We start from the raw sequence: 23,474 nt of genomic DNA on the forward strand, positions 1-23,474 counted from the left end.
TACCTTTTAGCTATTCACTAGGCCGAAAATCATTTGGTGTGTAAGAGCGAATGCTTGTTCAAAATAGTCGGGATCGAAGCTTTTATACTGTCTCATTGCATGCACAACTTCTGGAGTCACGCGGAGTGAAGCAGAACCACAAGTCGATAATGCGAGTAATACAGGCGCATTCATGACATTATTGCGATAGAGGTTTTTAGTGGTGAAGCAGACTCCGGATAGTTGCTCATTTACCGAGTTAATGACATTGTTCAAAATGTGATCTGCAAATGCGCAAGGCCAATGAGATTCATCATATTGATTGTTCAACGCATTTCGTAGGTCAAATAACTGCTGTTTATAGGCTGCGGGATTAAGAGATGGCTTATCTCGGCTAGAGTCAATTTTATACATCAATAGATTTTTAAGGCTTTGTAAGCCGTGATATCTGGTGACTAAGTCGTCCAATTTTGATTCTATTTGATCACAAATGATGCCTGAAAAGTCTGTTCCATACTCTTCGATACGCGAATCATAGAACGCATTAATCACCGCGATAGCATCTCGGGCTTTAAGTGAGTGCCATAAGAAAGGAAACTGCTTACTAAATTGCCAAATACGCTCGGCTTCTTTCTTATTCGCGCTTAACAACATTGCAAGCATAAACTCAGGTTTAGTGATTGCACCGCGCCATAAGTCAAATGTGGTTAATGGAACGCTATCAAAAGCCAACAGCCCTTTGATATATGCCCACTCAGGAGCATTAAACTCAACCGCTAGCTGACCACAAACGACTGAGAATTTATCTAAACGATCTTTACGTGAGCCAATCGCTGCTGCTTCTTCCAGCCTGTTGCCTGGCGACGATAAGAGTTCGAGATCTTTACTCCACATCAACGGTCGCACTCCCTGCTCTGCCTCATCGGCATAAATAAGCCAAGCTCCTGGCGCTGCATCTTCATCAGGGAAATGCCATTGTTCATCATTCTTGGCTAAAGTGATCGGAGCAAAGGTTGGGTTATCCAGTGGCACCATAGAAAGTGCCCCGATAAAGTGGTCGTTATCAATTTCAACCGTGCATAGTTCCCGGTTAGGCGTGAGCGTGTTGCCATACGCGTTAACATTAAAATTGAATATCGTATGTGCATTATCGAGTACGGAAACTTTAACGATCGCGTCTAATGAAGTTGATAAAGCAAACAGATATTCAATATCTTCTTTGAATGTCGCTAATGAAAGGCCAGCAGACAAGGCGTCGCCTTTTGGCAGAGAACGTTTAACGTATGCTGATTTAGAAAGTGCACCGTGAATATCTCTAGCTTGTAGTTTAAATTCCACATCTAGTGAATCATTTACACCATAACTGAACAACTCATAGCGATTGAGCCTATCAACTAAGATGGCGTCTGCATTGCGAACTGCTTCACCTTGAGTACCAATCAAACAGATGCCTTTCGCAGGAAATGGCAAAGTCATCGACAAAGACTTTGCTTGATCATGCCACCATAAACGGACATTAATCTGTGCAGGTGGGTGGGCTTGGCTGCTTAACATATCCAAACTACGCTTTGCTTCATTCTGGTCTTCTTGAGCATGAGATAGAACAGAACTCGGCAATACATCGAGCTGCTCATTATCCTCTAATGCTATAGAAGGCAATGGATTCGCTGAGGAAAAACCAATTTGGCCGATTTGTACCGAATGGCTTGGCTGAAAATCAATTACAAAATCATCCGGTAATAAACCCACTGTAAAGCGCTTAACGGGTTTATTATTTTCGAATAAAGCAATATCGACCTTACCAAAAGGTACAGTGCTCATGGTTTGCCATTGTTCCAAGATCGTATTACGCCAACGAAGCTGGGTGTTCGCTATAGGCGTTTGTTGACCAGCTTCATCAATAGCAACAAGACTAGGCAAGCCAATAAAGCACTTACTTGGGTTTGTTTGATAAGAAACCGATTGACCGACTAAGTTGTATTCTAGGGAATGTGTATCCTCTTGCTGCAGAGACACACAATACTCTCCAAAGTAAAACTCGGAGCTAGTTTGAGTATTAGCTTCATAAAGAATTCGATTTTTGATACTGCCGACACTGCCCAGTTCAAGATGTGATAATGGTTCAGGCACTGAAACTAAAGCGTTTGATTCCTCACACGTGACATTCCCAGCACCTTTAAACAGCCATTCATCATTGTGTTGGGTGAATACCCAAGGTTCATTCACATCTAATCCAGCACCACCCAGCACCGGGGCATACCATGTATTTCCAAGGTCATCCGTTGCTTTTAACTGTATGTCGCAGTCGACCCAATCTTCTGGAAGTGACGTTGTATAAACATCAAGTAAATAGTGCTCAGAGTCAGTACCGCGTTTAATTGCCTTTGCCAATAACAAACTCTTTTGACCGACTGCAAACAGATTTATCCGCTCAGATAGATTCACACTACCAAACAGCTGCTGTAAGAATTGAGCGTTAAGACGAGACTTGAGCGTGATATCAACTTGTGTCTTCCACTGGTACACTTCTTCAGTGCCCAGCTCGAACTCATCCAACATAGAAGCGTAATGAGGATAGGATTTACGTAAAGAACGCAAAACCTTAATTGAATTTGGTAAACGGCGTTGAACTTCGACAGCAAGGCCAAGCGCGTTACCTAATAAGGTCCGAGCAGCCTCAGGCTCCATATTCAACGGTAAACTCTGTGACCAATTCGCGTCGACCGTATTCAAGTAATGTAGCGGATCACTCTGATCTTCTAAGCCATGCTTATCAACCAAAGAGTAAATAGACTCAGCGACTTGCGCGACAATACTATAAACCGTTTCATCACGATAAGATGCAGCAATGTAATGCGCATGTGCTTTCGCAATTGAGGCTGCACTTAAACGAGAATTAGCAAACTGGCCATAATCTTGGATAACTTGTTCGAAGTAATGGGCGAGCTTGCTATGAGGGTCTTGGATTAGCGTTTGCGGTAAACCACCTTCGACAGCAACAGTGCCAAGTAACATGCGTCCCTTCGTGTTGCTTAAAACCTTTCTTCCCCAAAAGTTTAAGCCCTTTACAACTATCTCACTTCTTTGTGTCGGCGAAATTGCGTTGGCTGGTAAATCTAAAGATTCCAACACCGGTTCCCAAGCCCATACTCCACCTTGAAATGAAGTGCGCCACCACTCTGCTGCATACAATACAAAACATCCTGACCACTCTCTTACTGGTTTATTCGAATAGGTGTGGATTCCATTACTCGCAACACTAGCAATCAACGACTGTTTGAGTGATTCAAACTCCTCAGCCGTGACTTTGTAACTATAAAGAGGTTGAGCGTTTGGCTTGTTCAATTCTCTCTGGTTGAGAAATGAAGTAAGAATGTGTTTGTATGTTTGCATAATAAGCCTTGACGTAGTGTTATATCCTTTGGTGAAACCGCTTAAAATCTATTTTTATATTAAGTAATTTACGTTATTTAAAAGATGAGTGATGTTTGTAAGCTTACGAAATTGAGCCATCGTACGAAAAAGTCTCAGGCCAAATGAGACGACTTTTTCCCTGTAAATCAGAAATAAACGGCACGACCCAAAGCTTTAAGGAGTTACTAAAATTAAAGCAGTGTGCTATCGGCTTAGTAAAATCCTCATGTGCAGGGTAGATCAAGAATAGGTCCCCTTGCCCACCTAAATACTTTTGCCCATAGGCGAACATTTGGTACAAATCAGCTTGCGAAATACCATAATGATATTCTTCCAGGTCAATGAGTTTCCATTTGGTATCGAGCACAATTTTAGAACCACCCGGCGAGGTGATTAGCAAATCGGGCTTAAGCTGAAACTGACTTCGTTCGTTGTGTTTCACTAAATACTCAGAGCAAGCTTGGGATGTAAGTTCCACTCCATCAGGCAGCTCACTTCTCAAAACCGAAACTACGTAGCTTTCAAATACCGCTTCCATTGGGAACAACAAAGATATAGCGCCATGCTCTCCTTTCATGCTCAGAGGGGAAAACCCCTCTAGGATTAATTTCGCCCATGCTAGAGGAACGTGGTAATCACGCATACCACGGTCCAATTTGACTGCATTTAAATCTTGTTTAACGAATATGCTCTCTGGTACGTCATGAAAGGCAAACTGCAATTCTCTTAATAGTTTTTGATTGGATGCTAACATGGCATAGCGTGTGAGTTTATGTAGAGCCGTCTTTATTAAACGGTTAACCGGACGGTTAATCAGATACTCATCGTATTCAACGTAGAACTTATGCTTATTGACCAGATTGTGTTTTACCTGTTGAGCAGTCAGCAGCTTACCCTTTTTATAATTGAGGTTTTCAACCTGCGTGACATAGTCACTTTTTAGCCCCTTCTTCACTAAAGAATTTACGGCTTGTAAGAACTGGTTGATAAACACCTCTAGCAGAGGCATTTTCTTGCTCGCAATATTCGCTTGGTTGGTCGACACATGACGGAAAGAACCCAAATGTTGAAGCATCATCAAGAGCATTTCCCGTGATTCTTCTACTGATAGTTTTGAGTTCTTTTGTTTTCTACCAACCTTAGGTAGCACTTCGATATGTTCGCCAGTGGGTGTAAACAAAACACCCACATAGTTTTTTACCTGAATCAACTCATAGCCATAACGCTTGGTTAAGTTCAGGCATTTCCCTATACTTCCCTCTTCAGAACCTAAACAAACCTCTTTAAGATAGTTATAGGCATTCTCAGATATTCGAGAAGTCTTAAGTACAGTCTGATCGACTTCTTGTGACGTTAAATAGCCGTATTCAAAAACCGTCGTATGCATAGCAGTTACTCGGCTGAACTAACCAACGTCGTATAAATACCAATATATGACTCAGGTTTGATCCAGACATCTGCCTCTTTATCAGCTAGCGTATATTTGGTGATGGACTGACCATATTGTTCCAACTCGTGGTTGTTGCCAAATAAATCGTTTAACTGCTGAGTGTTCTGAACTTGTTCCGATACGAACTGAAGCTCTTGAGGCTTTGCCTGGTTGTCCGCCAAAACCAAACGAATCTTGCTCCAATCTTCGAAGAAGTACTCCTCAAGTAGTGGAATGATCTTATTCTGAAAAACGGAAACTAATGCAGAAAACGCCAGATCTTCTTCACCAGCTTCAATCAGTTCTTTTACAGGTATAAAGAATGCGTGACCAAGCGTATGCTCTCGATCGTACAGTATTTCTATACGCTGATTTAGCCTCTCAAGCAAACGTCTTAAGTCAATGCCTTTAACATAGATACCAGCTAAAACTTCAGGCCTTGGCATCATTTCGACAAAGTCAAAGCGACGTCTAAGGGCGGTATCCATCATAGCCAAAGAGCGATCTGCGGTGTTCATCGTACCAATAATGAATAAGTTGTTTGGTACAGAAAATGGTTTATTTGAATAAGGTAAATCTAAAGAAATACTCTCTTCATTACCACGACGTTTAGAATCTTCAATCAGAGTTATGAGTTCACCAAAAATCTTCGAGATATTGCCACGATTTATTTCGTCGATGACTAGAACGTAGTTACTTTTTTGTTGCTTATTCAATTCACCATTAAATGCATGTATATCAACTCCATTAACTTGAAGATGGTTTAAAACATCATTAACTGATAAACGCGATAACGGATAACAGGTCGGCAGGCTAAACTGCTTATTACCATTCAGTGATTTGAAATCTACAGAAAAGTCTTTCGCCAACCACTTTATTGCTCTTTGATGGCAGAAGTCACTACGAGTTGGTACACCTTCCTCAATATACTGATATTCGTCAGTAACTACACCTACAGCCTCGACGGACGTTATACTATCGATGCAAAGTACCAAGTCGCCTTTCGCCATTTCATTGGTAAAATAGATCAAAGAATTTTGGTTATTCGAACCTAGATTGGAGAAATACTCATTTCTCTCCTCAAGAGAAAGATCACCTGTTTCAGCCCAGCCTATTGCTCCAATGTTATGTTCAAAACAATAAGTTTTCGCTTCGTTTTTATGTGTACCTTCAATCGACAACTTCCAGACTCTGCCCGTACTCTTAATTTCGGAACTCACTTGCTTCTCTGATACAGAGGCATCATCACATATCGATTTAAAGACACCATCTTTTACGGTATAGGCTATTTGTTTGTCTTCCGTAGTTTCTGCTGTTAGCCCCTCAACAAACTCTTCATATCCATAACTCTGGTGAAAAGTCACAAATCGAATGCGTTTTTCATTAACTAAACGATCATACTTTTCCTTAAGTTCCTTAGGGTCACTCCACTTAAAACTTGGCTCGGCGGCACGAACTGAAGCTTCGATCGTATGGTAAGTTTTACCTGTACCTGGAGGACCATAGAGGATTTGGTTTAACGACGACGGTTTAGGCATTGTATAGCTATCTTTTAATTCAGCAATTTCATAATCATCACTTCCAAAATCAATATCGTCATCACCCAAATAGCTCATAGGCCAATGTGCCTTACGAGTAATTGGATACTGCTTAGCAAATTGCGCCAACTTCTTCGATTTTCGTGTACGTAGATATAAGTCAGTGGAAACTTCTGAGCACTCATAACCATCGCGGTGCTCGTAGCGAAGCTCAAAGTTGATTTTCTTTTGGGTAGGTTCGAACGTCGCAAAGACTTCTTCTGCTCGCTGTACACCCTTTTCCTTTCGACCAATTCGAATCATTGCCCCTGTGGGCATCGCCGTAGTGAAGACGTCTAGCTTATTGTCATGAGCTTCCTGAATTAAGGCACAAAATGCATCTGCAACCTCTTGCGGCCAAAGCTGAGAACAGCTATTAAACAAGTCAATATGAGCAAATTGATCAAAGATAGCTCTCTGATGAATTTCTTTACGCATTTGCTCTGCTTTTTGCCAACACTCCTGACCGAAATCGAGTAAGTTTTGATCACCTTTTTCTTTAATAAGATACTGATACATATCAGGAAAAGATACTTTACTACGGTTTCCTGTCAGTACCTCTAGCATTGGTTTAGAAAAAGTGTTGATCAAAACTGGTTGCTCTTGATTTTGATATAGAAACGCTATCTTCCATTTCACCAAAGGTGCAAAATCAATGTTATCGATTGTTTTCAAGTCACCGTCATAAGCCGCTTGTGCGACTTGAATTAATACATCTTTGACATAACTAAATACTTCAGATTCGTTATTTCCGTAACGGGTACGCCATGTATAAACCTCTCCATGACCAATACCACTTTGCTCTTTCCCCTCTCTATTACGTTTATAAATTCCAAATTTTGCGGAGGTATTCCCTTGAATAGAGCCAAGCTCTCTGGTTTTCGTCTCTAACCAATAGGTAAACGTATCTTGATCATCCGTTGACACATATTGTTCTATCTTTAGTTTTTTCAGCTCTTCAATTGGCCAACGCTTTAAGAACGCATCCCACAATTCTTTTTGCTTTTTCATTCTGTTTTGTTTGTTTTCAGTGGTCATTTTTGTTCTCGTTTTATCGTTCGTTTTCACTAGCCTACTGTCACAGGAGCCACAAACTTTATGCCTACGAAGTATCCTCAATACTAAATCGTAGGCATAACATAAATTACTTTACATTACGAAGTTCGTTTTAAAACAAGCATGGCCCAAATAATTGCATCAGATCTCATAATGGGAAGCTCGTTGAATACCTTTAACTCACTTCTTATGTGTTAATGGTGGTTAACCCAATTATCAAACTCGTTGTGGCTCATGCAGTAGTACGGGCCAACAGTCGAGCACCTGCGCTTTACTAACAAACGGTATCGCCTGTTTATCCTATAACTTAGCCATCTTTTATTTCGCTGTATCACCTTAGGTCTTGCACCTCGACGAATCTGATCTGCGTATATTCTTGTCACTAACGACTTTGCCATGTCCATTACTGCTGGTGACGCCTTAGAAGCGATAATTTTTATCTTTGAGCCACCGTTCACATTCACATATTTGGAGATCATAGCGTCACCTACTTGTAACGTTGCGCGAACTTAGCAGCATCAAACCCCGTCTCCGCTAAAGCAGTTTCTATTGGAGTACTAATCAGTGGACGACTCTTAAAATAGCCATCTGAACCATTACCGTTCTGAAAAAATGCGCCATCAGGGCTGAGCATTAAGTAGGAGTTAGTCATTGAGTCGTTATTCTCAACTGACATCAAATGAGACACCGATTGGTGACGTTCAACGAAAGCATCAAACTGCTGATCACTAATGGTTTGGATGGAATCAAATACTGGTAAAACTCGCAAAACTTTCCACTTGTTAGGCTGAATAGCTTCCATTAAAGCGTTGAAGTCTTCCTCTGTATTAAATTGATTGACGACTGTATTGATTTTTAACTCAGTCTGAGGGGAAACAGTTTTAACTTGTTGAAAGATTGACTGTAAGCGTTCTGGAGGCAACACCTTTCCTGATGCGGTCGCACGCCCTATTTGTTTCTGAACATCCAGGCCACAGGCATCGTAGCTAACCCCTATCATCTGAAGTTTATGGGAATGCTGTGTAATAAATTCGTCAGTAATTAAATGACCATTGGTAATGATTGAAGTGTCAAAGCCCAACTCTATTGCGTAGTCCAGCGCATCGATAAAACGTTGCTTTAACAGCAATGGCTCACCACCGGCAAAATTCAGGCGAACGCGTTGATAACCGAGTTGTTGCTGAATTGAGTTTGGGGAAAGAAAGTAATCAGCCAGTCTATTTAGCACTAACTTCATGTCATCCAGGTTTCGATGAAGTTCGTTGGGTTTCGCCCATTTGGCGTAACAGTAATGACAGTCGTAATTACATTTTTCAGTGATGTGATAATTGATTACAAGTTGTTTTGCTTTGTTCATAACACTACTCCTTTTGGTCAGTAGGAGTAGTGTTGATTTGTGCACTGCACAAAAAAGCGTTTTTTAGTCAGGCAGGATATTTAATAGAGAATTAAAAGATTGTGCTTCCTGAAAGTCTTGGCGAACCCGCATAACCAAAGTGGCTAATAGGTGATCATCGGCCAGTAATGCCGCATCTAATTGGTCAGCGATACTCACAGCACCAGCAAGATCGTCTTCCAATAAGCAAAGAAGCAGTGACTCTTTATGAGAAAGTGCTAAACGCTGGGAACGAAGTAAATGGTAGAGCAACCCAGTATTCAGCATAGCGATATCCATTTGCGGTAGTCGTTGCTCTACAAACGGGCTGATTAGTCGAGTATCACGCAAGACGAACTTTGCATCACTAAGCTGGTGAAGGAATAGTTGAGCCTCACTGGTTAACTTTGAGTTGCTATCTACAGATTGCGCTTTGAGCAAAACTTCTTCGCACAGTTTGGCAGCTTCAGTTCTGGTTGATGCTTTTTCAAAGATATCTTTCACATGCTTAGTATCATTGAAAAAAGCATCCAACATTAAGGCATTAAACAAACAATCTACTGCTTGTGATTTGAGCAGCTTTTTACCTCGCATACCCAAATCGGAATCAGAAAATCCGTCATCGACCACTGCCGATGACGGAATCGTACCATTGCGTAAATAACTGTTAGCTTTAGAACGGAGCTGTTTACCGTCAACACCAAACAACTGTTGCACCGCCTGATTGGTATTGACTAACGGCATACAGTGTCTTCCAACAGTTTTGTTTCTGAGTAATAACTGTCTTCAATTGACGCAATCACTTCAGCCGAGCGATAAACCGATTGAGAACCATACCCGTAACGACAGGTATTATTCGCGTGCATTACCGCTCCCAGGCAGTAGCCAGCACGAAAACTCTCTTCTTTTGACGTTGTGAGGTAAGCACCAAAGCGTGGGTCATCTTTCTTTTTATATAACTCTATATATTCCTGACATGACGATACCAAAAATGCCACATCTCCCGGCTTCGCTGAAGAGTGCTCAAAGGCATAACTCGTTTGCCCTACCGATAATAAAAGGAGACCTGTTAAAAAATAGATACGTTTCATTCTACGGCTCCTTCTTTACCGACTGCTATCACTTGCTTGCCAGGATATTTATTCATTCGCTTATAGCTATACAACAGTGTCATTGACATCAGTACATAGCTGACAAAATCCATCAATGGCATTGTTTCTAAATCATCAAATTCCAATTCGGAAAATTGTACTGCGACAATCCCCAGTAGAACGAAAACTAAAAGCAGATACGCCTGATGTACCCAAGGGGTAATGACTTTACGAATAAACGGCGCTTCGGTGCGGCGGCATAGTTTTATATAGTGGTAAGCAAACATTACCAATAAAACGATAAATAGTGTTTCTACCAAATCCAGTTCTGATAACGAATATGAATACTCAAATACCACTATTGGCAAAAGCGCAAAGAACACTAATCCCAATACAAACATAGCCAACAGCCAAAGCCACTTAACCGTAAACTTTAACCACTTCCAAATTGACGAACCTAAATTTTTATTATCTTGCATATCCCTATCCAACATTGTATTAAAATAATCTGTTTTACCAGAGCGGGTAAGTTTAACTACAACCCATAAGAAGAGCTGCTATTTCTCCCTATTAAGCAGCCAATCGTTGTTCTCTTTTGGAACCTTTTGCCGTTGTGAAATCCATAACCAACATCAGCCTCAAGACTTTATAAAAAGCAAACAAAAACGCGATTGGCAGTAGCACAATTTGCAATATATAAAACACAATCAAGTCTAATAACGATGATATGGAATTTTCTACACTGCCGGTAATACCAGCGACTTTATCCTCAACGTCAGTAAAACTCCCTTTTGTTTCATTAAAGGTCTTTTTTGCCTTTTCAAACCAGCTATCAGACTCGTCAATATCGTTCTCTATAGCAATAGCTGCATTACTTGCGATAACCGTTTGCGTCTCAACTAATGCTGCCTGTGCGCTATTCTTCTGATCGCTAAAATAGTAAACATCCAGTGCGTAGTTACATATGAATACCATTGAGAGAGAAAAACGAATAAAGAACAGAATACAGATGGTTTTAAAACTGACATCGCGATACTTAGCGAAAGGCTTGTACCAAAGCGCCGCGAGATATCCAGCAACAACAGCTCCTATCGTCTGGATAATTTTTTTCAGCTGCACGAGCAATGGCAAACAGAAAGTCATTTACGCCCTTGAGAAATTCGAAGTTTGATTTTTGCATAGTTCTAACCAACAGATATTTATTCTCGCTCGCCTTAGACTATCTACTGGCCAGCGTTTGCTTCGAAAGTGCCAACCTAAACGAGCATTTTCCTCATCATACTATAAAAAGCCTTTATAAAATGACGAGTTAGGCAGATATAAACATATTTTCATTGGTTTTTTATAACTTCGAAACAAACCAACAATGTCTTCTTCCGAATTCTACAAAAGCTAATTAAATGGGTCGAAAACATAGTTCAATAGATTATCGAGATCATCGCTGGTTTGAACCTTTAACCTAATTGCGATGTCACCTCTCGACAAGCCTGGGCTCGCATAGGTATTGCTGTGTCTACCTTTATCTTCCGGGTAGATTGCTTTCTCCATCTTTAATTGTTCTAAGGCATCGGAGTTATAAGGCAGCCAAACCAGTGCATATTCGCTAGAATTTGGTTGATCAATCTGAACAACGATCCCAAAGCCAGATGTAACGTTCCACGCGAGCGCTTTTTAGTCTGCCGCGTCGGTGCACCTAGTTTTTCGTTTAGAGCTTCGATGGTTTTATTTTTCATTAACTTACCTTTCATCGCATTGATCGGACTGATAGTATAACCTCAATCAATATAAATCGATTTTGGTAAGCTTGTGAAAGTCAACCGAGACTATCGTTGTAATCACTATCATCATCGAACTACGACTTTTAACTACCGTTGATTAGAACAATCACTACTTATGCGAACGATTCAAAAATTTCATCGAGTCGGTCAATCACTTTAGTCTTAAATTGAATGACCTTTTTTCTTTTTTTGCGAGACTCAAGAACTTTCAACATTAAGATTAAGTCGCCAACATTATGCTCAATAACGAAAAACTTACTTTCTAAATCAACAAGAAGGAGTCCTCTTAAATCAGATATATTTAAAGTTGAATCCAGTTTGTATTGTCCTTTGGTTATGTTGTGACGGTACATGTTGCGGTACATTTTTAGTCGCTCTTGGTAATAATCTGCGTCATATTCAACTTCAATATTGAATTTTTTAACCAACGCTTGAGCATTAACATGCCCTTTAACGGCTGCTTTTGCTAACCAATGCTCCCCGTGACGGCGTAACCCCACATCACTGCTTCTTAGTAACATTTGACCTAGTTGAGACATCGCTTCAGGGTTGCCTTGATTTGCAGACTTCTTAATATAAAGCTCATACTCCTCATCATTGCTCAATTGTTTCGCAATATGAGCCTTCGACAAATGTACATTGCTTTTCTGCTCTATACCTGACCGTTTACCATATTTAGAAGTGTTAAATTCCGTCTTCCAAAATTGCTCTAACCACAACTCAAGTTTTCTCGCTCTTTCATCCAAATAACTTTGTTCCGGCTTAGGCAAACCGCGTTTTTGGTTATAACTATTCACCGCCGGTGGTAGCCCTTTGAAGAATGGGATATCGTCATTCGGTAACAACTTGAATTTAGTCCGCAAAAGTTTTTCACAGAAGTACTGCCAGGAAGTCAGATGGTCATGAACGTCTAGTTGCGTCATATCCCTAATTGCTTGAATGGTTAGGTTTGCGGACTCAAACAACCTCTTTGCATGCCATTCCGTATTTTTGAAGAAGCGAGTTTCACTCAGTTCTCCTCTCAAAAACTCAACAGCAATAACTTTGTCTAACTCAAAAATTAGGACTTCATATTGATAAACCGACTCCTTCGACAGCCTCTCAACTTGATCAGAAGGCTGATACCCTTGATTAACGAGGTAATCAAATGTTAATTCGGGAAGTAATGCTCTTATCCGATTAAATCGGGAGCTATAGTTTGACCAAAACATCGTTCGACTATGGATTTGCCTCATCTCATGGTCTTCAAAGGAGCAGCTTTCTTTCGCCTGCTCGGATGTAAGCAGCTTAGATATACTACGTAACTCGTAATAACTAGATATATTGAACTTCTTTTTTAGAATGCTTTTACTTTCTTCAGGTAATGAGTACCAATAAGTGTCATCTCCTGTCGGTAAACATTTCTCTTCTAAGATCTGCTCAACATGATCACCATAGTCAAAATTTTCAAAGTGACTAATTGCGGTATTGCAGAAAGCCAATTTATCCTTGTTGGTTTTTAGATTAGTGAAGCAGCGATGTAACCATCTGTCTGTATCATAAGTAAGCTGTTGAGGTACAACCTTGATAAGTTGTACTGGTAAATGACGCTCATACGAGTTGGCTTTAGGCAGACGCAGGTACTTTACGTACTCCTTGGGAGTTCTCTTCGTTTCAAAACAGTACTGCACCATAGATTGATAGCTTTTGCTTCTTATCGCTTGCAACCAATCTATTTTTTCTCTCTCTAATTCAGCCAGCTCAGAAACACCTCGCACAATGTCCATGCTTTCAATTAGATCAGGAATTATAGATGTCGGTTTCCCGTCTAACGCTAACGCCACTTTGAAAAATGCAATATCACCCAATGTAGCGTTGGTGCACATCGCATACCAAATTGCTCTACATGCATTATTAACTTCACCCGCATCTAGCTCATCCCATTGCTTCTGATTATCAATAGTATCGAGCCATTCCAAAATTGAAATTTGATCACTCTTGCCCTGATCAACAAACTGGATAATTTGTTTGATCGTCTTCGGAGGGAAACTAGGTAGGCTTCCCTCAAGTTCGCCCATATCAAAGAAATCATCAAACGACATTCTATCTAGGCTATTAGCTCCTAGAACCACAGGCTGATTAAAAGTAAACCCTTTGCTACTCAACGGACTTTACCTCAGAAAAATAGCCCAAGAATTGGTCATCTTTAAACTGGAATCTGAACTTTACTTTACGGTCTGACGGATCTGTTTGTTCTTGGTTTGCTTCGATAGGACCTCGACCCGAAATGACAGCTTTTTCAAAGAATGGACGCTTATGCTTAAAAGTCATGTCATTAATGTATTCTGCAACGCTATTCGCCCTTAATACACTCAGCTCCATATTACGATTAAAGGCACCTTCGGAGCTTGAGTGGCCTTCAATTACAATACGGCTAACTTCATCCGCCGTTCGATCTGACTGAAAGATCACATTTGAGTAAATCGGCACAAACTGATCAAGAAACTCCTTACCCGATGTCTTTAATCGATATTCGTTTCGGTCAAACAGAATGGAATCGAGGATAGATATATCACCCGTTTCGGGGTTTGCTTGCACTTCTATTCCTGCACTTTCTAACGCATCGTTAATGCCCTTAATGATGACAATACGCGTGTTCTGGCTGTTTTCATGGACTTCAGAGATCTGAACCAGTGCACTAATCAAAAGCAAGGCAAATATCATCAACAGAACAGACATTAGGTCACCTACCGATAACCAAACTCCAGACTCCTCTGCATCAGCTGTTTGTATTGCCGTTCGTAAATTACGCATTAAGCTTCAGCTCCTGATGCAGCTCTTTCGTCAGCTTCAAATTCTCTGCGCTGAACTTGAGAGTTGATTAAGTAGCCAGCGGCCTGCGATAACTTATTGTGGATAGAGCTAGCTGCCGCGTCAAAGTCATTAAAGAAGGTCTCAAAACTTTGATTTGCCCGTGTGAAGTAATCATCCATAGCCTTAGGTAGGTTCTCAGTTACATCATTGAACGCTGCAGAAGCTTTCGAGTATTCCAACTTAAGTTGGCCAATCTCGCGACCCATCGTCTGTGCTGCGTCTTGCAACTCGGCCATTCTTGCAGAATCACTTAACCCTACTGCTTTCACTACTTGTTCAATTGTCTTTGCAGACTTCTGTAAATTCTCATGTTGCAGCGTTAGTTCTTTAAGAAGGTTATGACGGGTTTGATACTCACTCTCAAACACATCACGGAAGTTATTAACAACACCATTCAAACCATCTCGCTGTTTACCTAGGCTGTCTTCTAAAAGGTTATTCTGTTGCGTAAAGTAATCCGACAAATTTTCTTGGTATTGCTTTCTAAACGCTTCTAGCTCAGTTTGAACCGTGTTCGACATGTTGAGCACTTTAGTATCAATGTCACCAAGGCCAGAAATAAGCTCAGTTTTTGCGTTCAACATCAAGTCACTTGCGTCTGAACCGACTTTCTCAAGAACATTTGTCTGCTTGTCAAAGACGGTTTGTGACTCAACTAAAAGCGTTGTAATACGTTGCTCTACATTCTCAAATAGAGCCTTCTCCGCATTTTGACGTTCCGTCAATGCATTATCCATATTGTCCTTAATACCTTCGAACGCAGATGCTGCTCTTTGCGCACTATGCTCGAACGCAGAGCGTTGCTTCTCCATCCCGTCCGTTGCACTATCAAGCATTGTTTGAACTTCTTGAGCAATCGATGTCATCGCTCCTTGAGTATCGTCTTTGAAGCTACTCAGAATTTCTTTTAGTGATTCCGCAAAACTTTGTAGCTTAACCATGGTTTCTTGTTGGAACTTATCAATCGTTTCAACAGTTTCAGCAGTGCGTGTTATTACTTTCTCAACATTGCTGTTTAGCTGTTCGGATACTTCGTTATTTTTCGCTACAGCGTCTGCTGTTTTCTCAAGTTCAATTACGACTGGCTGGACTAGCTCTTTTTTCATTTGATCGACCAACAGTTCAACTAATTCTTTCTGATTTTGTTCTTTTATGTCTTTCAGTGACGCGAGCTCACTCTTTATACCTTCAATGGTTGGAACTAGCTGCTGTTCAATCGAGCTAGTCACAGCTGTTGAGACTGTTTGTCCGATCAATTCACCATTCAACGTTTGCCCAAGTTCTGAAAGCTCACCGACAACTGCACGCATGCTGCTGGCAAGCTCTTCCATTCCTTGCGCGGATTTCAACTGAGCTTGTAGGGCTTCTTGCTGATTCTCATTCGAAATATTTTTTAGATACATAACAGCACTCGCTTCCATGTAGTGCTGGGAAATGGTGCTTGTGAAAGCTCGCTGTGCTTTTGCAATTTTGCTTGATGATACCTTCATCACCGCCATAAAAATCGCCGATAGAGATAGACCTGCCAAAGATGTATAAAAGGCGGTTTTCATCCCTTCGAGTAACTGTGCAGCGGACGCAAGAAGCGCCTTTGATTCACCGGCCATTGTAAATTCACTTAGGCCTAAAGTAATACCTAAGAAGGTTCCTGTAATACCAATACTTGTCAGCAATGCCGGTACTAACTTATACCTGTTGGTATCATAATGTGGCAGCATTTGAGAGACGGGAGATTTAGAAAGCCATTTGCCATTCTTTTGCTCAATCAAATACCTATCATTTTCGACTTCGTATACTAAGTGGTCAGTGACCCAAACAAGTTCTTCTGACGTCAGCGCATCCGCTTTTAGTGTTGCACTTGAGTTTCTATTGGAGATACTAGAAATCAGCTCTAAACGGCGTATCTCTTTGTTTGTTGTCAGCCATTCCCTAACAAAAAAGAATAGGAAACACCCGATAGTTGCAGCAATGATCATCGTCGTCACTGGGTCGCTGAATAAGTTTGTTAGTAATTGAGGCATTTTTAGTCTACTGTCTGATTAGTTGGGATAGTTCGTTTGGTGTAAAGAGCTCTTCAGCTAGTCTTTGCGGTAGGTGCTCAGCATCATGCCTAAGAACACCATTTAAAGGTATTGGAGATGTTAATCTGACGCTAAACATCGGCTCACCATGCTCTTCGGAATCAGTGGCGACAACTAAGAAAACGTCTTCAGGAAATTCTCTCAGAAGAGTGGCTTGCAAAGATGATTTAGTAGCACGAAAAGACTTTGTGGCGCCAAAGTCTGTACCGAATTCATCTCGAGCTAGTTTCCAAGCATGGTTAATACAGATGATACGTTCAAGTAACTCGTCAATACGTAGTTTCATTATCTATCCCGCTTTATTACCAACGTAAGTTATGTGCTTGAGTTCGATAGTCAGCCAAAAACTCACTAATCGTTAGGACGTGCCAGCCTTCTTGGATCGCGTCATCAATATCATTTTGTGAGATAGCAATACCAAACTTATGAGCAGGCCAAGCCAATTCAATTTTTGCAACAATGTCGCCAAAGCCATCGCCCACGTAGTAACCAACTTCTGGTAACTTCGTCCCAAAGTCTTTACAAGCATGAAGTACACCATGAACGCCAGGGTCAGCATATTCAAATAACCTTTTCCAACTACCGATATCCTCAAGTAATCCCTGTTCATTTCTGAGCTTATTAATGAGCTGCCTTTCCGAATGGCTTACCGCCATACGGGAGTGCATAGGCTGTTTACTGTGGCAATCGATGCATAAAGCTTTTAGGTTTTTCGGCCGATTATCAGATTTCACCCCACTGATATGATGAACATGTAGAAGGTGTCGATGTGCTCTAAGCTTCACGTTGCATTGCTCACAAGTAAAATCCTTTTCGACACGATAGTGAGAAGATACCTTAGTCCAATCTTCGCTATAACCTGTTTCTGCGGTCTCAGCTTGGCGTGATGGCATATGTGGGAAAAACGAACTGTATGTAGAAAAGAATTCCCCCATATCAAAGGTTCTTACGATTGAACTGATATCTGTAGTGGTGTTGCAACCTTTATAGTTGAGCTTACGTAAACAGTTCTGACAGACTTTCAACCTGGCTTTAGTTTCCCCATAGCCTGAGTCAACAATAAATTCACCGGAAGTATTGTTAGTGACAACATAGCGCTCAAAACGGCCGCTAGCTCTCATTGACTGAAGTGTTTTACAGTCTGAGACGTGGAATCGAGCACTTGAACCGTTCGCTTTGATATAAAGGGTTACGTGACGCCCTTTATAACTTAGAAGGCCAGATTCAAGCTCAACATCCTTAAGCTCAACGTCCTTACCCTGTTCTAACTCTGCAGAAATCTTATCGATATGACTTTCTTGAAGATCCAAGGTGAACGCACCTTTTTTTTCCGGCTCCATCACTTCTATCGCGTGCATTAAAGAGCTAAGGTTAAGCGTTAACTTCATCCCTCCCCCAAGATCTTTAAGATCTGCTCTTCTGCATTCGTAATTACGCGGAAAGAAACCCGACGGGATCGCTTCTCATCTTCAACACCATCATGCACAACTGCTTTGGAAGATGAATAACCTACCGCCGCAACGTTATTTTTTACCCACCCGTAATGTTCGCGACTTACGTCTTCGAGATTCATTACGTAACCAAGAACGGCACGAGTTCTTGATTGTGATAATCGCATGTTATTGAAATAAGCCTCGTAGTCACTTGAGTCATGATTCCAACGGCTCGAAGTATGACCTTCAATTTTTATTTCTTGAATAATTGGCTTGTACTGCTCAAGAACTTTAAGGTAACGAGGGAAAAAATCGTCCAAGATGATCTGAAACTGCTCAGTTAAATTCGCTTCACCATTTGCAAATAGTACTTCCGGAGCAGTAAAGTTAACGCTCAGCGTATCTCTGTCGATTTCAGCTCCCCACTTATCCAGGTCTTTAGCGAACTCTTCCAGCAATGAAATATAAATAGCTTGCTGTGTTTTTTGATATGTTTCAGCTACTTCTTTTATTTTGTCGCGTTCTAACATTGCATCACGCATTAGAGCAACCGATATAAACAAAAACACCATCATCAAACCAGCCATAAGGTCTGAAACCGACATCCAGTGTTCGCCACTGTCACCCGTTGTTTTAGCTTTTCCGAATAACTTTTCCATGACTAGACTGCAATTTTACTATTAACAACATTAGACATTTCACGCGTTAGCTTTTGATAATCACGAGTAAACTGTTGCGTGATCGTCGCAAGTGCTTCGCCCATTTCATTCATTGTTCGGTTAATTTCCTGCTGCATTTGCAGGTCTAGGACTTCCACTTGTTTTTCAACTGCTCTACCAGTCTTTCCTACAGACTGCGTTACTTGATCTTCCAAGCTATCAAAAGTTCTTCGTATAGCTTGCGCCTGCACTTGGAATATATCTTCTAAGGTAGTTTCCAAACGGTCATGAAGTTTGGTAATTGCTGACGTTGTTTCTGTCTGAATTTCTTTCGTGCTGCTTAGCAGCTCTTGATTTGCTTCTTTCAACACATTACCCGTTTCACGCGCATCATCCTTAATGTCGGCAACGAGCACGCGTAACTGGCTGTTAAGCTCGACAATTGAATCTTCCAATTGTTGCTTAACTTGCTCGGCGTTGTCTGTCAGATATGTGGCACTATTCTGCAATGCACCCGATGCTGTAGTCACGTTGTCAGTAATATCATTTGATGCTTCTGCCAAGCGTCCTCCAATTTCTACCGCTCTTGTTTCAAGCTCAGTAGAAACTTTTTTCGCGCCATCTTCTAAATTGGTACGCATGGTCTCCACACTTTGGTGGGCGGTAGAACTGAAGTTATCGATAATTTTTTGAGACTCTACAAGCATCGATTCATAATGAGTAGAAGCAGCTTTTACGGACTCTCCTATCACGGACATAGTTGTATCCATCTGCTCTTTTATTTGAGGCATTGCTTCTACTGCTTTGTCCCTCAAATCTTTAAATGCCTCAAGTCTGTGTTCAAGCTCAGTAACTTGCCCATGACCTAACTCCATAACTTGATGAAGTTTTTCCATTGTTGCAGGGATAGATTCAGCACGCTCATTGATGCTAGCAACTGATTTTTCCGTCGAAGAAATTGCATCAACTCCTAGTTGGTATTTGTTTGACATATCTTCTAACTGATTTTTGTAATTTTCTTGCCAATCAACCAGCTTTTTCACCGACTCATCTAAACGCTTAAAGTTTTCACCAAACTGTTCAGTTAGCTTGTCATTGAATTCAACAATTACTTCTTTAAGCGCATTAATAACTTGCTCTGTCGCTGATTTAGATAGTAGCTCGCCAAACTCATCCATCTTTTGCCACAATTTATGTTGAAACTGTTCGCTGTTCTCTGCCGCTCTTTCCAGATGTCTACCTAATGACTTTTGTCCATCATTGATGTCTGTGCGAAGGTTCTTAATCTGAGAGGTCAACGATGAATCTTCATCACCTTTGATTGCTGATAACAGCTCATTAGATGCATTTAGCTGAGCAGACATAACAGAATAGATTTCTTCTGGCCCAACACTCTTGACAGCGGATTCATCTTTTTGCGGAATTGCACCAAGAATCGCCTTGTAAACTATGGACGCAGCCATACCGACCAAACTAGTCAAAAAGGCCGTCTTTAACCCCGCAAGTAATGACTCAATGCTTCCATCAATATCCGACGGGTTGAACTCCATCAAACCAACAACAATACCCGCAAAAGTACCAAGAATACCGAGAGAGGTAAGAATGTTGGTGGTACTTGCAGTGAACCTGGGGGCCTTGCCTAGAAATGCAAGAACACTCGACAATGCTAGAAGCAGTAAGATCACGTATATGAAGGCATCTGAAATAGAACCAGCCGTATAGGACGCTATGAACGTTGCAAATAATTCTGTCATCTTTTAGTAAATTTGTTGTATATAAACTTACAATACTAGGACAAAAGCATGACACAATCTATGACTTTCATAGAATATGAATTTAATACAGCTTATACAGGTGTAGTGCGGATAAACTAGCGGGATGTTAGCAAGCTTAAATACTGAGTCTAGGAAACCTTGCAGCGCTCTTAATGGCATAGAGAAAACGCGTTTCACCATAAGGCTAAGTCACTGAATCGGCGAGGTCTACCACGCTTGCCTTGTTTGTTTTGCTTCCACTCGGCTATCGCTTCCTCATCAATCCAAAAGGTCAGAGAACCTCGGTTGATTGATTAAGGCTTTATTGTACTGCTTCCAGTTAGTTGTTTTGTAACGAGGTTTAGGCATGAGGCTACGACGATTGATGGGTGTAGCCGATCAGATCGTAGATTCTTGATTTAGTTCCATCGATTTAAGCAACATAAATGGACGCGCCTCAGGATGCAATGGCTAATTGAATGGTACGGTCGCTAACATATATCCGACGTCTTTCTAGGTCGATAGATAATAGACCTGCGCCATGATGTAATCCGCTCCTCACTGTCTATTCAAAGCCTTGGTTTCGATAAACCTGTTGCTTAATCAGAGTGTAATAAGGATGGTTCACCGTTTCTTCATCAGCTACTGCAAACTCAGTTAAGATTCAAAAGACTATATTTCTCTAATTACAGTGACTTAAAAGCACGATTGATATCGTATTCACAGTCAGTTGATAAAATACGCCAGCCCACACGACCGAGCTTGTTTGCCAAAGCGACTATAGTTTTCGCTTTGCCACGACGTGCAACCAGACTTCTGAGCCAAGCACCCATAGGATCCCATGCTGTTTGTTCTACACCGTACAACTGCTCGTGCACCGTGAACAAGCAAGGTTCTCAAGTCGTGATTGCCATTCTTTGACAACGCTCCGAGGCTACTTTTCCCACCCGAACTATTTTGTTTGGGAACTAAACCACACCACGCTGAGAATTGCCGACCATTTTGAAACTGTTTGCCAGAGCCTACTTCGCTAATAATTGCGGCAGTCAAAATCGGTCCAAACCCGGGGATATTCTTAATTGACTCATACCTTGGATGTTGTTGGCTTAGTCTGGTGATACTCTGAGTAACTTCATCAATTTCGTCACTGATAATGATAAAGTCACAGTAAAGTATTTGCAGTAAGCTTCTCATTACATGAGACAACTCATTCTCAGCATCTTCAATCGCTAACGGCAAATGACTCCGCAGAGCTTTAATAGACAAAGGGAAAACCACTCCGTATTCAGCGGCGAGTCCTCTTATCTGATTAGCAAGTGCTGTTCTATCTGGTAGTTGGCGAATAGTATCGAGGAGTTTATCTCGCTTAACTTTGCGGTTAGATAAAATCCGCCCGTCAGTACCCAACACACATATTTGGAAGAGGTTTTTAGCTATATCGATGCCGACAACTTTAATAGACATGCTCTTACTCCTATTCTTACTGGTTGCCCCATTAGTTTGGTACAACGACGCTAGAAGGGAGGTGTGTCCATCACATCAAAGCCGCAAGTGTCCTAAACAGTGGAACTGAGTTTGCTATAGTAAAAACAGCCCCTCGTAGCCTTGACCAAATCTAACATGGAATTCTTATATGGGAAAGTTGAATAAAAATGCCAACCAAAACAATATGAATAATATAAATGACAGGCTGTCACGGATTGAGGAAGATATTGAAAAGCTGTCTTTTTATCAATTTTATCACACTATCGACATTGATGAAAAATCTCTTGAAGACCTCGTGTCCCTTAAAACGGTGATCACTCGATATATAAAGGCCACTAGTGACGGTTGGGTGAGTGTGTTAATAAACGGGACGCGCACCTCCTTGCCTAGCGGTTTGCGTGTTTCTCTGACAAAAAACACTGGTGGGCGCGATTATGGAGTTATTCTCGAGGGGGTGTTGTCAGGTAAGAAGTTCGATGTCAGCTCAGGGTATTTTGATAAGAGTTATGCCCGTGGAGACTCCTTAACTGCCAGCGTCGTATTAAGGGCGACTGGTCCGGTGACGGTCGACGGCGTGTCTTATAACAGAGAGCTGCGCTTATCTTACAAATTAAATGGTGCTAGCAAGACTGCAGGTCCTTTTCTGGTCAAAACCGACCCCACAAACCCGATCCCGACTGGAATACATACACTAGAACTTCCTGATTTCCCCCATTCTTTGGGGGCTGGTTATGGTGCCTATGGAACCGTTTGGTTTCGTATCGGGAATGTAGGTGACAGATATGTGCATCCAGGCCGTGTATCTGCTGGGTGTCTGACCTGTGTTCCATCAACCTGGAACGAAATTTACCAGATAATGCACATATGTCGATCCAATGGGACAACGGATGTAGGTGTGTTGGACTTTTCTTGAATTAAACGGTCAACATTATTAGCATTAGGCCCCTGCGGGGCCTCTGCTAAGGCTTTTAGTTTGGTGTAATGATCAGAGAGTGGCCTTAATTGCTAGGCCTAGCTGGTCTTCAATATTCGCGAAGGAGATCACACCAGCCCGTTCAGGTTGGAATCCATACCTAAAAGGAAAGTCGTGGTATTGCTATCGATACCGATCCAAGCTTCTGCTCCAGCCACAGAAGGGAATTGCCATAGAAGCGCGCGGCTAGGAAAAACATAAGATAGCGTACAAAACGTATAGCAATGAAACTTATCACGTCTCTGGTGCTGCTGGTTTTTAAACTAACTGGAGTTATGGACCTTGGAGATGTAGCTAAAAAAAACCAACATTCACTAAAGTACTGTCCGTATCTCGCTTGAATTGGTCAACGGACTCTTTGTCGGCAATCCGGTTCATGCAATTATCGCGCTTTGAGCAGTTTAACAATGTGCCGCTGACTTCTCTCTATACCTGAGTAACCTATACACAGTATTCTCAGCCAAATCGGTGACCATTGCGGACTAGTTATTTGCAACGGATTTGTTCCCCCAAAGGCATCAAAAGAGCTGTGGACAG

Annotated in this window: 18 protein-coding genes and 1 pseudogene; 1 reads left to right on the plus strand and 18 read right to left on the minus strand. The window is 41.4% G+C overall.

What is annotated here, in order from left to right; genetic code table 11:
• Positions 1–6: 6 nt before the first annotated feature.
• The 18 genes and pseudogenes from ACVA54_RS01070 to ACVA54_RS01155 form a co-directional block, all read right to left on the minus strand.
• A complete protein-coding gene (locus tag ACVA54_RS01070) occupies positions 7–3,372 on the minus strand; it encodes an STY4851/ECs_5259 family protein (RefSeq protein WP_446649328.1) in 3,366 nt (1,121 codons plus the stop codon).
• Between the two features lie 103 nt (positions 3,373–3,475).
• A complete protein-coding gene (locus tag ACVA54_RS01075; RefSeq protein ID WP_446649329.1) occupies positions 3,476–4,780 on the minus strand; it encodes an McrC family protein in 1,305 nt (434 codons plus the stop codon).
• Positions 4,781–4,785: 5 nt separating this feature from the next.
• Positions 4,786–7,437 (minus strand): AAA family ATPase, encoded by a 2,652-nt coding sequence (locus tag ACVA54_RS01080; RefSeq protein ID WP_446649330.1) that lies wholly within the window; start codon positions 7,435–7,437, stop codon positions 4,786–4,788.
• 212 nt (positions 7,438–7,649) lie between these two features.
• Positions 7,650–7,934, minus strand: a complete 285-nt coding sequence (locus tag ACVA54_RS01085) for a ParE family toxin-like protein (RefSeq protein ID WP_446617101.1) — start codon at positions 7,932–7,934, stop codon at positions 7,650–7,652.
• 8 nt (positions 7,935–7,942) lie between these two features.
• Positions 7,943–8,812 carry a viperin family antiviral radical SAM protein gene (locus ACVA54_RS01090; protein WP_446649331.1) on the minus strand — a complete coding sequence of 290 codons (870 nt, stop codon included), beginning with the start codon at positions 8,810–8,812 and terminating at the stop codon, positions 7,943–7,945.
• Between the two features lie 63 nt (positions 8,813–8,875).
• Positions 8,876–9,574, minus strand: a complete 699-nt coding sequence (locus ACVA54_RS01095; protein WP_446617103.1) for a hypothetical protein — start codon at positions 9,572–9,574, stop codon at positions 8,876–8,878.
• Complete coding sequence (locus ACVA54_RS01100; protein ID WP_446617104.1) at positions 9,565–9,921, minus strand: hypothetical protein; 357 nt, start codon at positions 9,919–9,921, stop codon at positions 9,565–9,567. Before ACVA54_RS01100 ends, ACVA54_RS01095 begins: the two co-directional genes overlap by 10 nt.
• The gene (locus ACVA54_RS01105; RefSeq protein WP_446649332.1) at positions 9,918–10,400 is read right to left on the minus strand and encodes a hypothetical protein; all 483 of its coding nucleotides are present in this window, start codon (positions 10,398–10,400) and stop codon (positions 9,918–9,920) included. Before ACVA54_RS01105 ends, ACVA54_RS01100 begins: the two co-directional genes overlap by 4 nt.
• Before the next feature lie 91 nt (positions 10,401–10,491).
• Entirely contained in the window at positions 10,492–11,064 is a 573-nt protein-coding gene (locus tag ACVA54_RS01110; protein ID WP_446649361.1) for a hypothetical protein, read from the minus strand.
• 748 nt (positions 11,065–11,812) lie between these two features.
• A complete protein-coding gene (locus tag ACVA54_RS01115; RefSeq protein ID WP_446649333.1) occupies positions 11,813–13,843 on the minus strand; it encodes an EH signature domain-containing protein in 2,031 nt (676 codons plus the stop codon).
• Positions 13,836–14,492 carry an OmpA/MotB family protein gene (locus ACVA54_RS01120; protein WP_446617109.1) on the minus strand — a complete coding sequence of 219 codons (657 nt, stop codon included), beginning with the start codon at positions 14,490–14,492 and terminating at the stop codon, positions 13,836–13,838. The genes ACVA54_RS01115 and ACVA54_RS01120 overlap by 8 nt, the downstream gene beginning before the upstream one ends.
• Positions 14,492–16,573: a chemotaxis protein gene (locus tag ACVA54_RS01125; RefSeq protein WP_446649334.1), complete on the minus strand. Its 2,082-nt coding sequence runs from the start codon at positions 16,571–16,573 to the stop codon at positions 14,492–14,494. The genes ACVA54_RS01120 and ACVA54_RS01125 overlap by 1 nt, the downstream gene beginning before the upstream one ends.
• 7 nt (positions 16,574–16,580) lie before the next feature.
• Complete coding sequence (locus ACVA54_RS01130) at positions 16,581–16,919, minus strand: hypothetical protein (protein WP_029843280.1); 339 nt, start codon at positions 16,917–16,919, stop codon at positions 16,581–16,583.
• Between the two features lie 16 nt (positions 16,920–16,935).
• Positions 16,936–18,021, minus strand: coding sequence for an HNH endonuclease (locus ACVA54_RS01135; RefSeq protein ID WP_053317271.1), 1,086 nt, complete (start codon positions 18,019–18,021; stop codon positions 16,936–16,938).
• A complete protein-coding gene (locus ACVA54_RS01140; protein WP_446617112.1) occupies positions 18,018–18,725 on the minus strand; it encodes an OmpA family protein in 708 nt (235 codons plus the stop codon). The genes ACVA54_RS01135 and ACVA54_RS01140 overlap by 4 nt, the downstream gene beginning before the upstream one ends.
• A 2-nt stretch (positions 18,726–18,727) precedes the next feature.
• Positions 18,728–20,479, minus strand: a complete 1,752-nt coding sequence (locus ACVA54_RS01145) for a hypothetical protein (protein WP_446649335.1) — start codon at positions 20,477–20,479, stop codon at positions 18,728–18,730.
• 90 nt (positions 20,480–20,569) lie between these two features.
• A pseudogene (locus tag ACVA54_RS01150) lies at positions 20,570–20,848 on the minus strand (transposase); the annotation flags it as partial.
• A gap of 357 nt (positions 20,849–21,205) precedes the next feature.
• Positions 21,206–21,943 carry an IS110 family transposase gene (locus ACVA54_RS01155; protein WP_446649336.1) on the minus strand — a complete coding sequence of 246 codons (738 nt, stop codon included), beginning with the start codon at positions 21,941–21,943 and terminating at the stop codon, positions 21,206–21,208.
• A 169-nt stretch (positions 21,944–22,112) separates the two neighbouring features.
• Between ACVA54_RS01155 and ACVA54_RS01160 the strand changes: the two genes are divergently transcribed.
• Positions 22,113–22,877, plus strand: coding sequence for a hypothetical protein (locus ACVA54_RS01160; protein ID WP_446649337.1), 765 nt, complete (start codon positions 22,113–22,115; stop codon positions 22,875–22,877).
• Positions 22,878–23,474: the final 597 nt, after the last annotated feature.

This window comes from Vibrio sp. PNB23_22_6 (assembly GCF_052877535.1).

Bases quoted from the DNA above. Each gene is read 5' to 3' on its own strand.
- ACVA54_RS01125 (WP_446649334.1), bottom strand. From the start codon at position 16,573: ATGCCTCAATTACTAACAAACTTATTCAGCGACCCAGTGACGACGATG.
- ACVA54_RS01095 (WP_446617103.1), bottom strand. From the start codon at position 9,574: ATGCCGTTAGTCAATACCAATCAGGCGGTGCAACAGTTGTTTGGTGTT.
- ACVA54_RS01140 (WP_446617112.1), bottom strand. From the start codon at position 18,725: ATGGAAAAGTTATTCGGAAAAGCTAAAACAACGGGTGACAGTGGCGAA.
- ACVA54_RS01090 (WP_446649331.1), bottom strand. From the start codon at position 8,812: ATGAACAAAGCAAAACAACTTGTAATCAATTATCACATCACTGAAAAA.
- ACVA54_RS01105 (WP_446649332.1), bottom strand. From the start codon at position 10,400: ATGCAAGATAATAAAAATTTAGGTTCGTCAATTTGGAAGTGGTTAAAG.
- ACVA54_RS01145 (WP_446649335.1), bottom strand. From the start codon at position 20,479: ATGACAGAATTATTTGCAACGTTCATAGCGTCCTATACGGCTGGTTCT.
- ACVA54_RS01070 (WP_446649328.1), bottom strand. From the start codon at position 3,372: ATGCAAACATACAAACACATTCTTACTTCATTTCTCAACCAGAGAGAA.
- ACVA54_RS01075 (WP_446649329.1), bottom strand. From the start codon at position 4,780: ATGCATACGACGGTTTTTGAATACGGCTATTTAACGTCACAAGAAGTC.
- ACVA54_RS01080 (WP_446649330.1), bottom strand. From the start codon at position 7,437: ATGACCACTGAAAACAAACAAAACAGAATGAAAAAGCAAAAAGAATTG.
- ACVA54_RS01135 (WP_053317271.1), bottom strand. From the start codon at position 18,021: ATGAAGTTAACGCTTAACCTTAGCTCTTTAATGCACGCGATAGAAGTG.
- ACVA54_RS01120 (WP_446617109.1), bottom strand. From the start codon at position 14,492: ATGCGTAATTTACGAACGGCAATACAAACAGCTGATGCAGAGGAGTCT.
- ACVA54_RS01110 (WP_446649361.1), bottom strand. From the start codon at position 11,064: ATGACTTTCTGTTTGCCATTGCTCGTGCAGCTGAAAAAAATTATCCAG.
- ACVA54_RS01130 (WP_029843280.1), bottom strand. From the start codon at position 16,919: ATGAAACTACGTATTGACGAGTTACTTGAACGTATCATCTGTATTAAC.
- ACVA54_RS01160 (WP_446649337.1), top strand. From the start codon at position 22,113: ATGGGAAAGTTGAATAAAAATGCCAACCAAAACAATATGAATAATATA.
- ACVA54_RS01085 (WP_446617101.1), bottom strand. From the start codon at position 7,934: ATGATCTCCAAATATGTGAATGTGAACGGTGGCTCAAAGATAAAAATT.
- ACVA54_RS01155 (WP_446649336.1), bottom strand. From the start codon at position 21,943: ATGTCTATTAAAGTTGTCGGCATCGATATAGCTAAAAACCTCTTCCAA.
- ACVA54_RS01100 (WP_446617104.1), bottom strand. From the start codon at position 9,921: ATGAAACGTATCTATTTTTTAACAGGTCTCCTTTTATTATCGGTAGGG.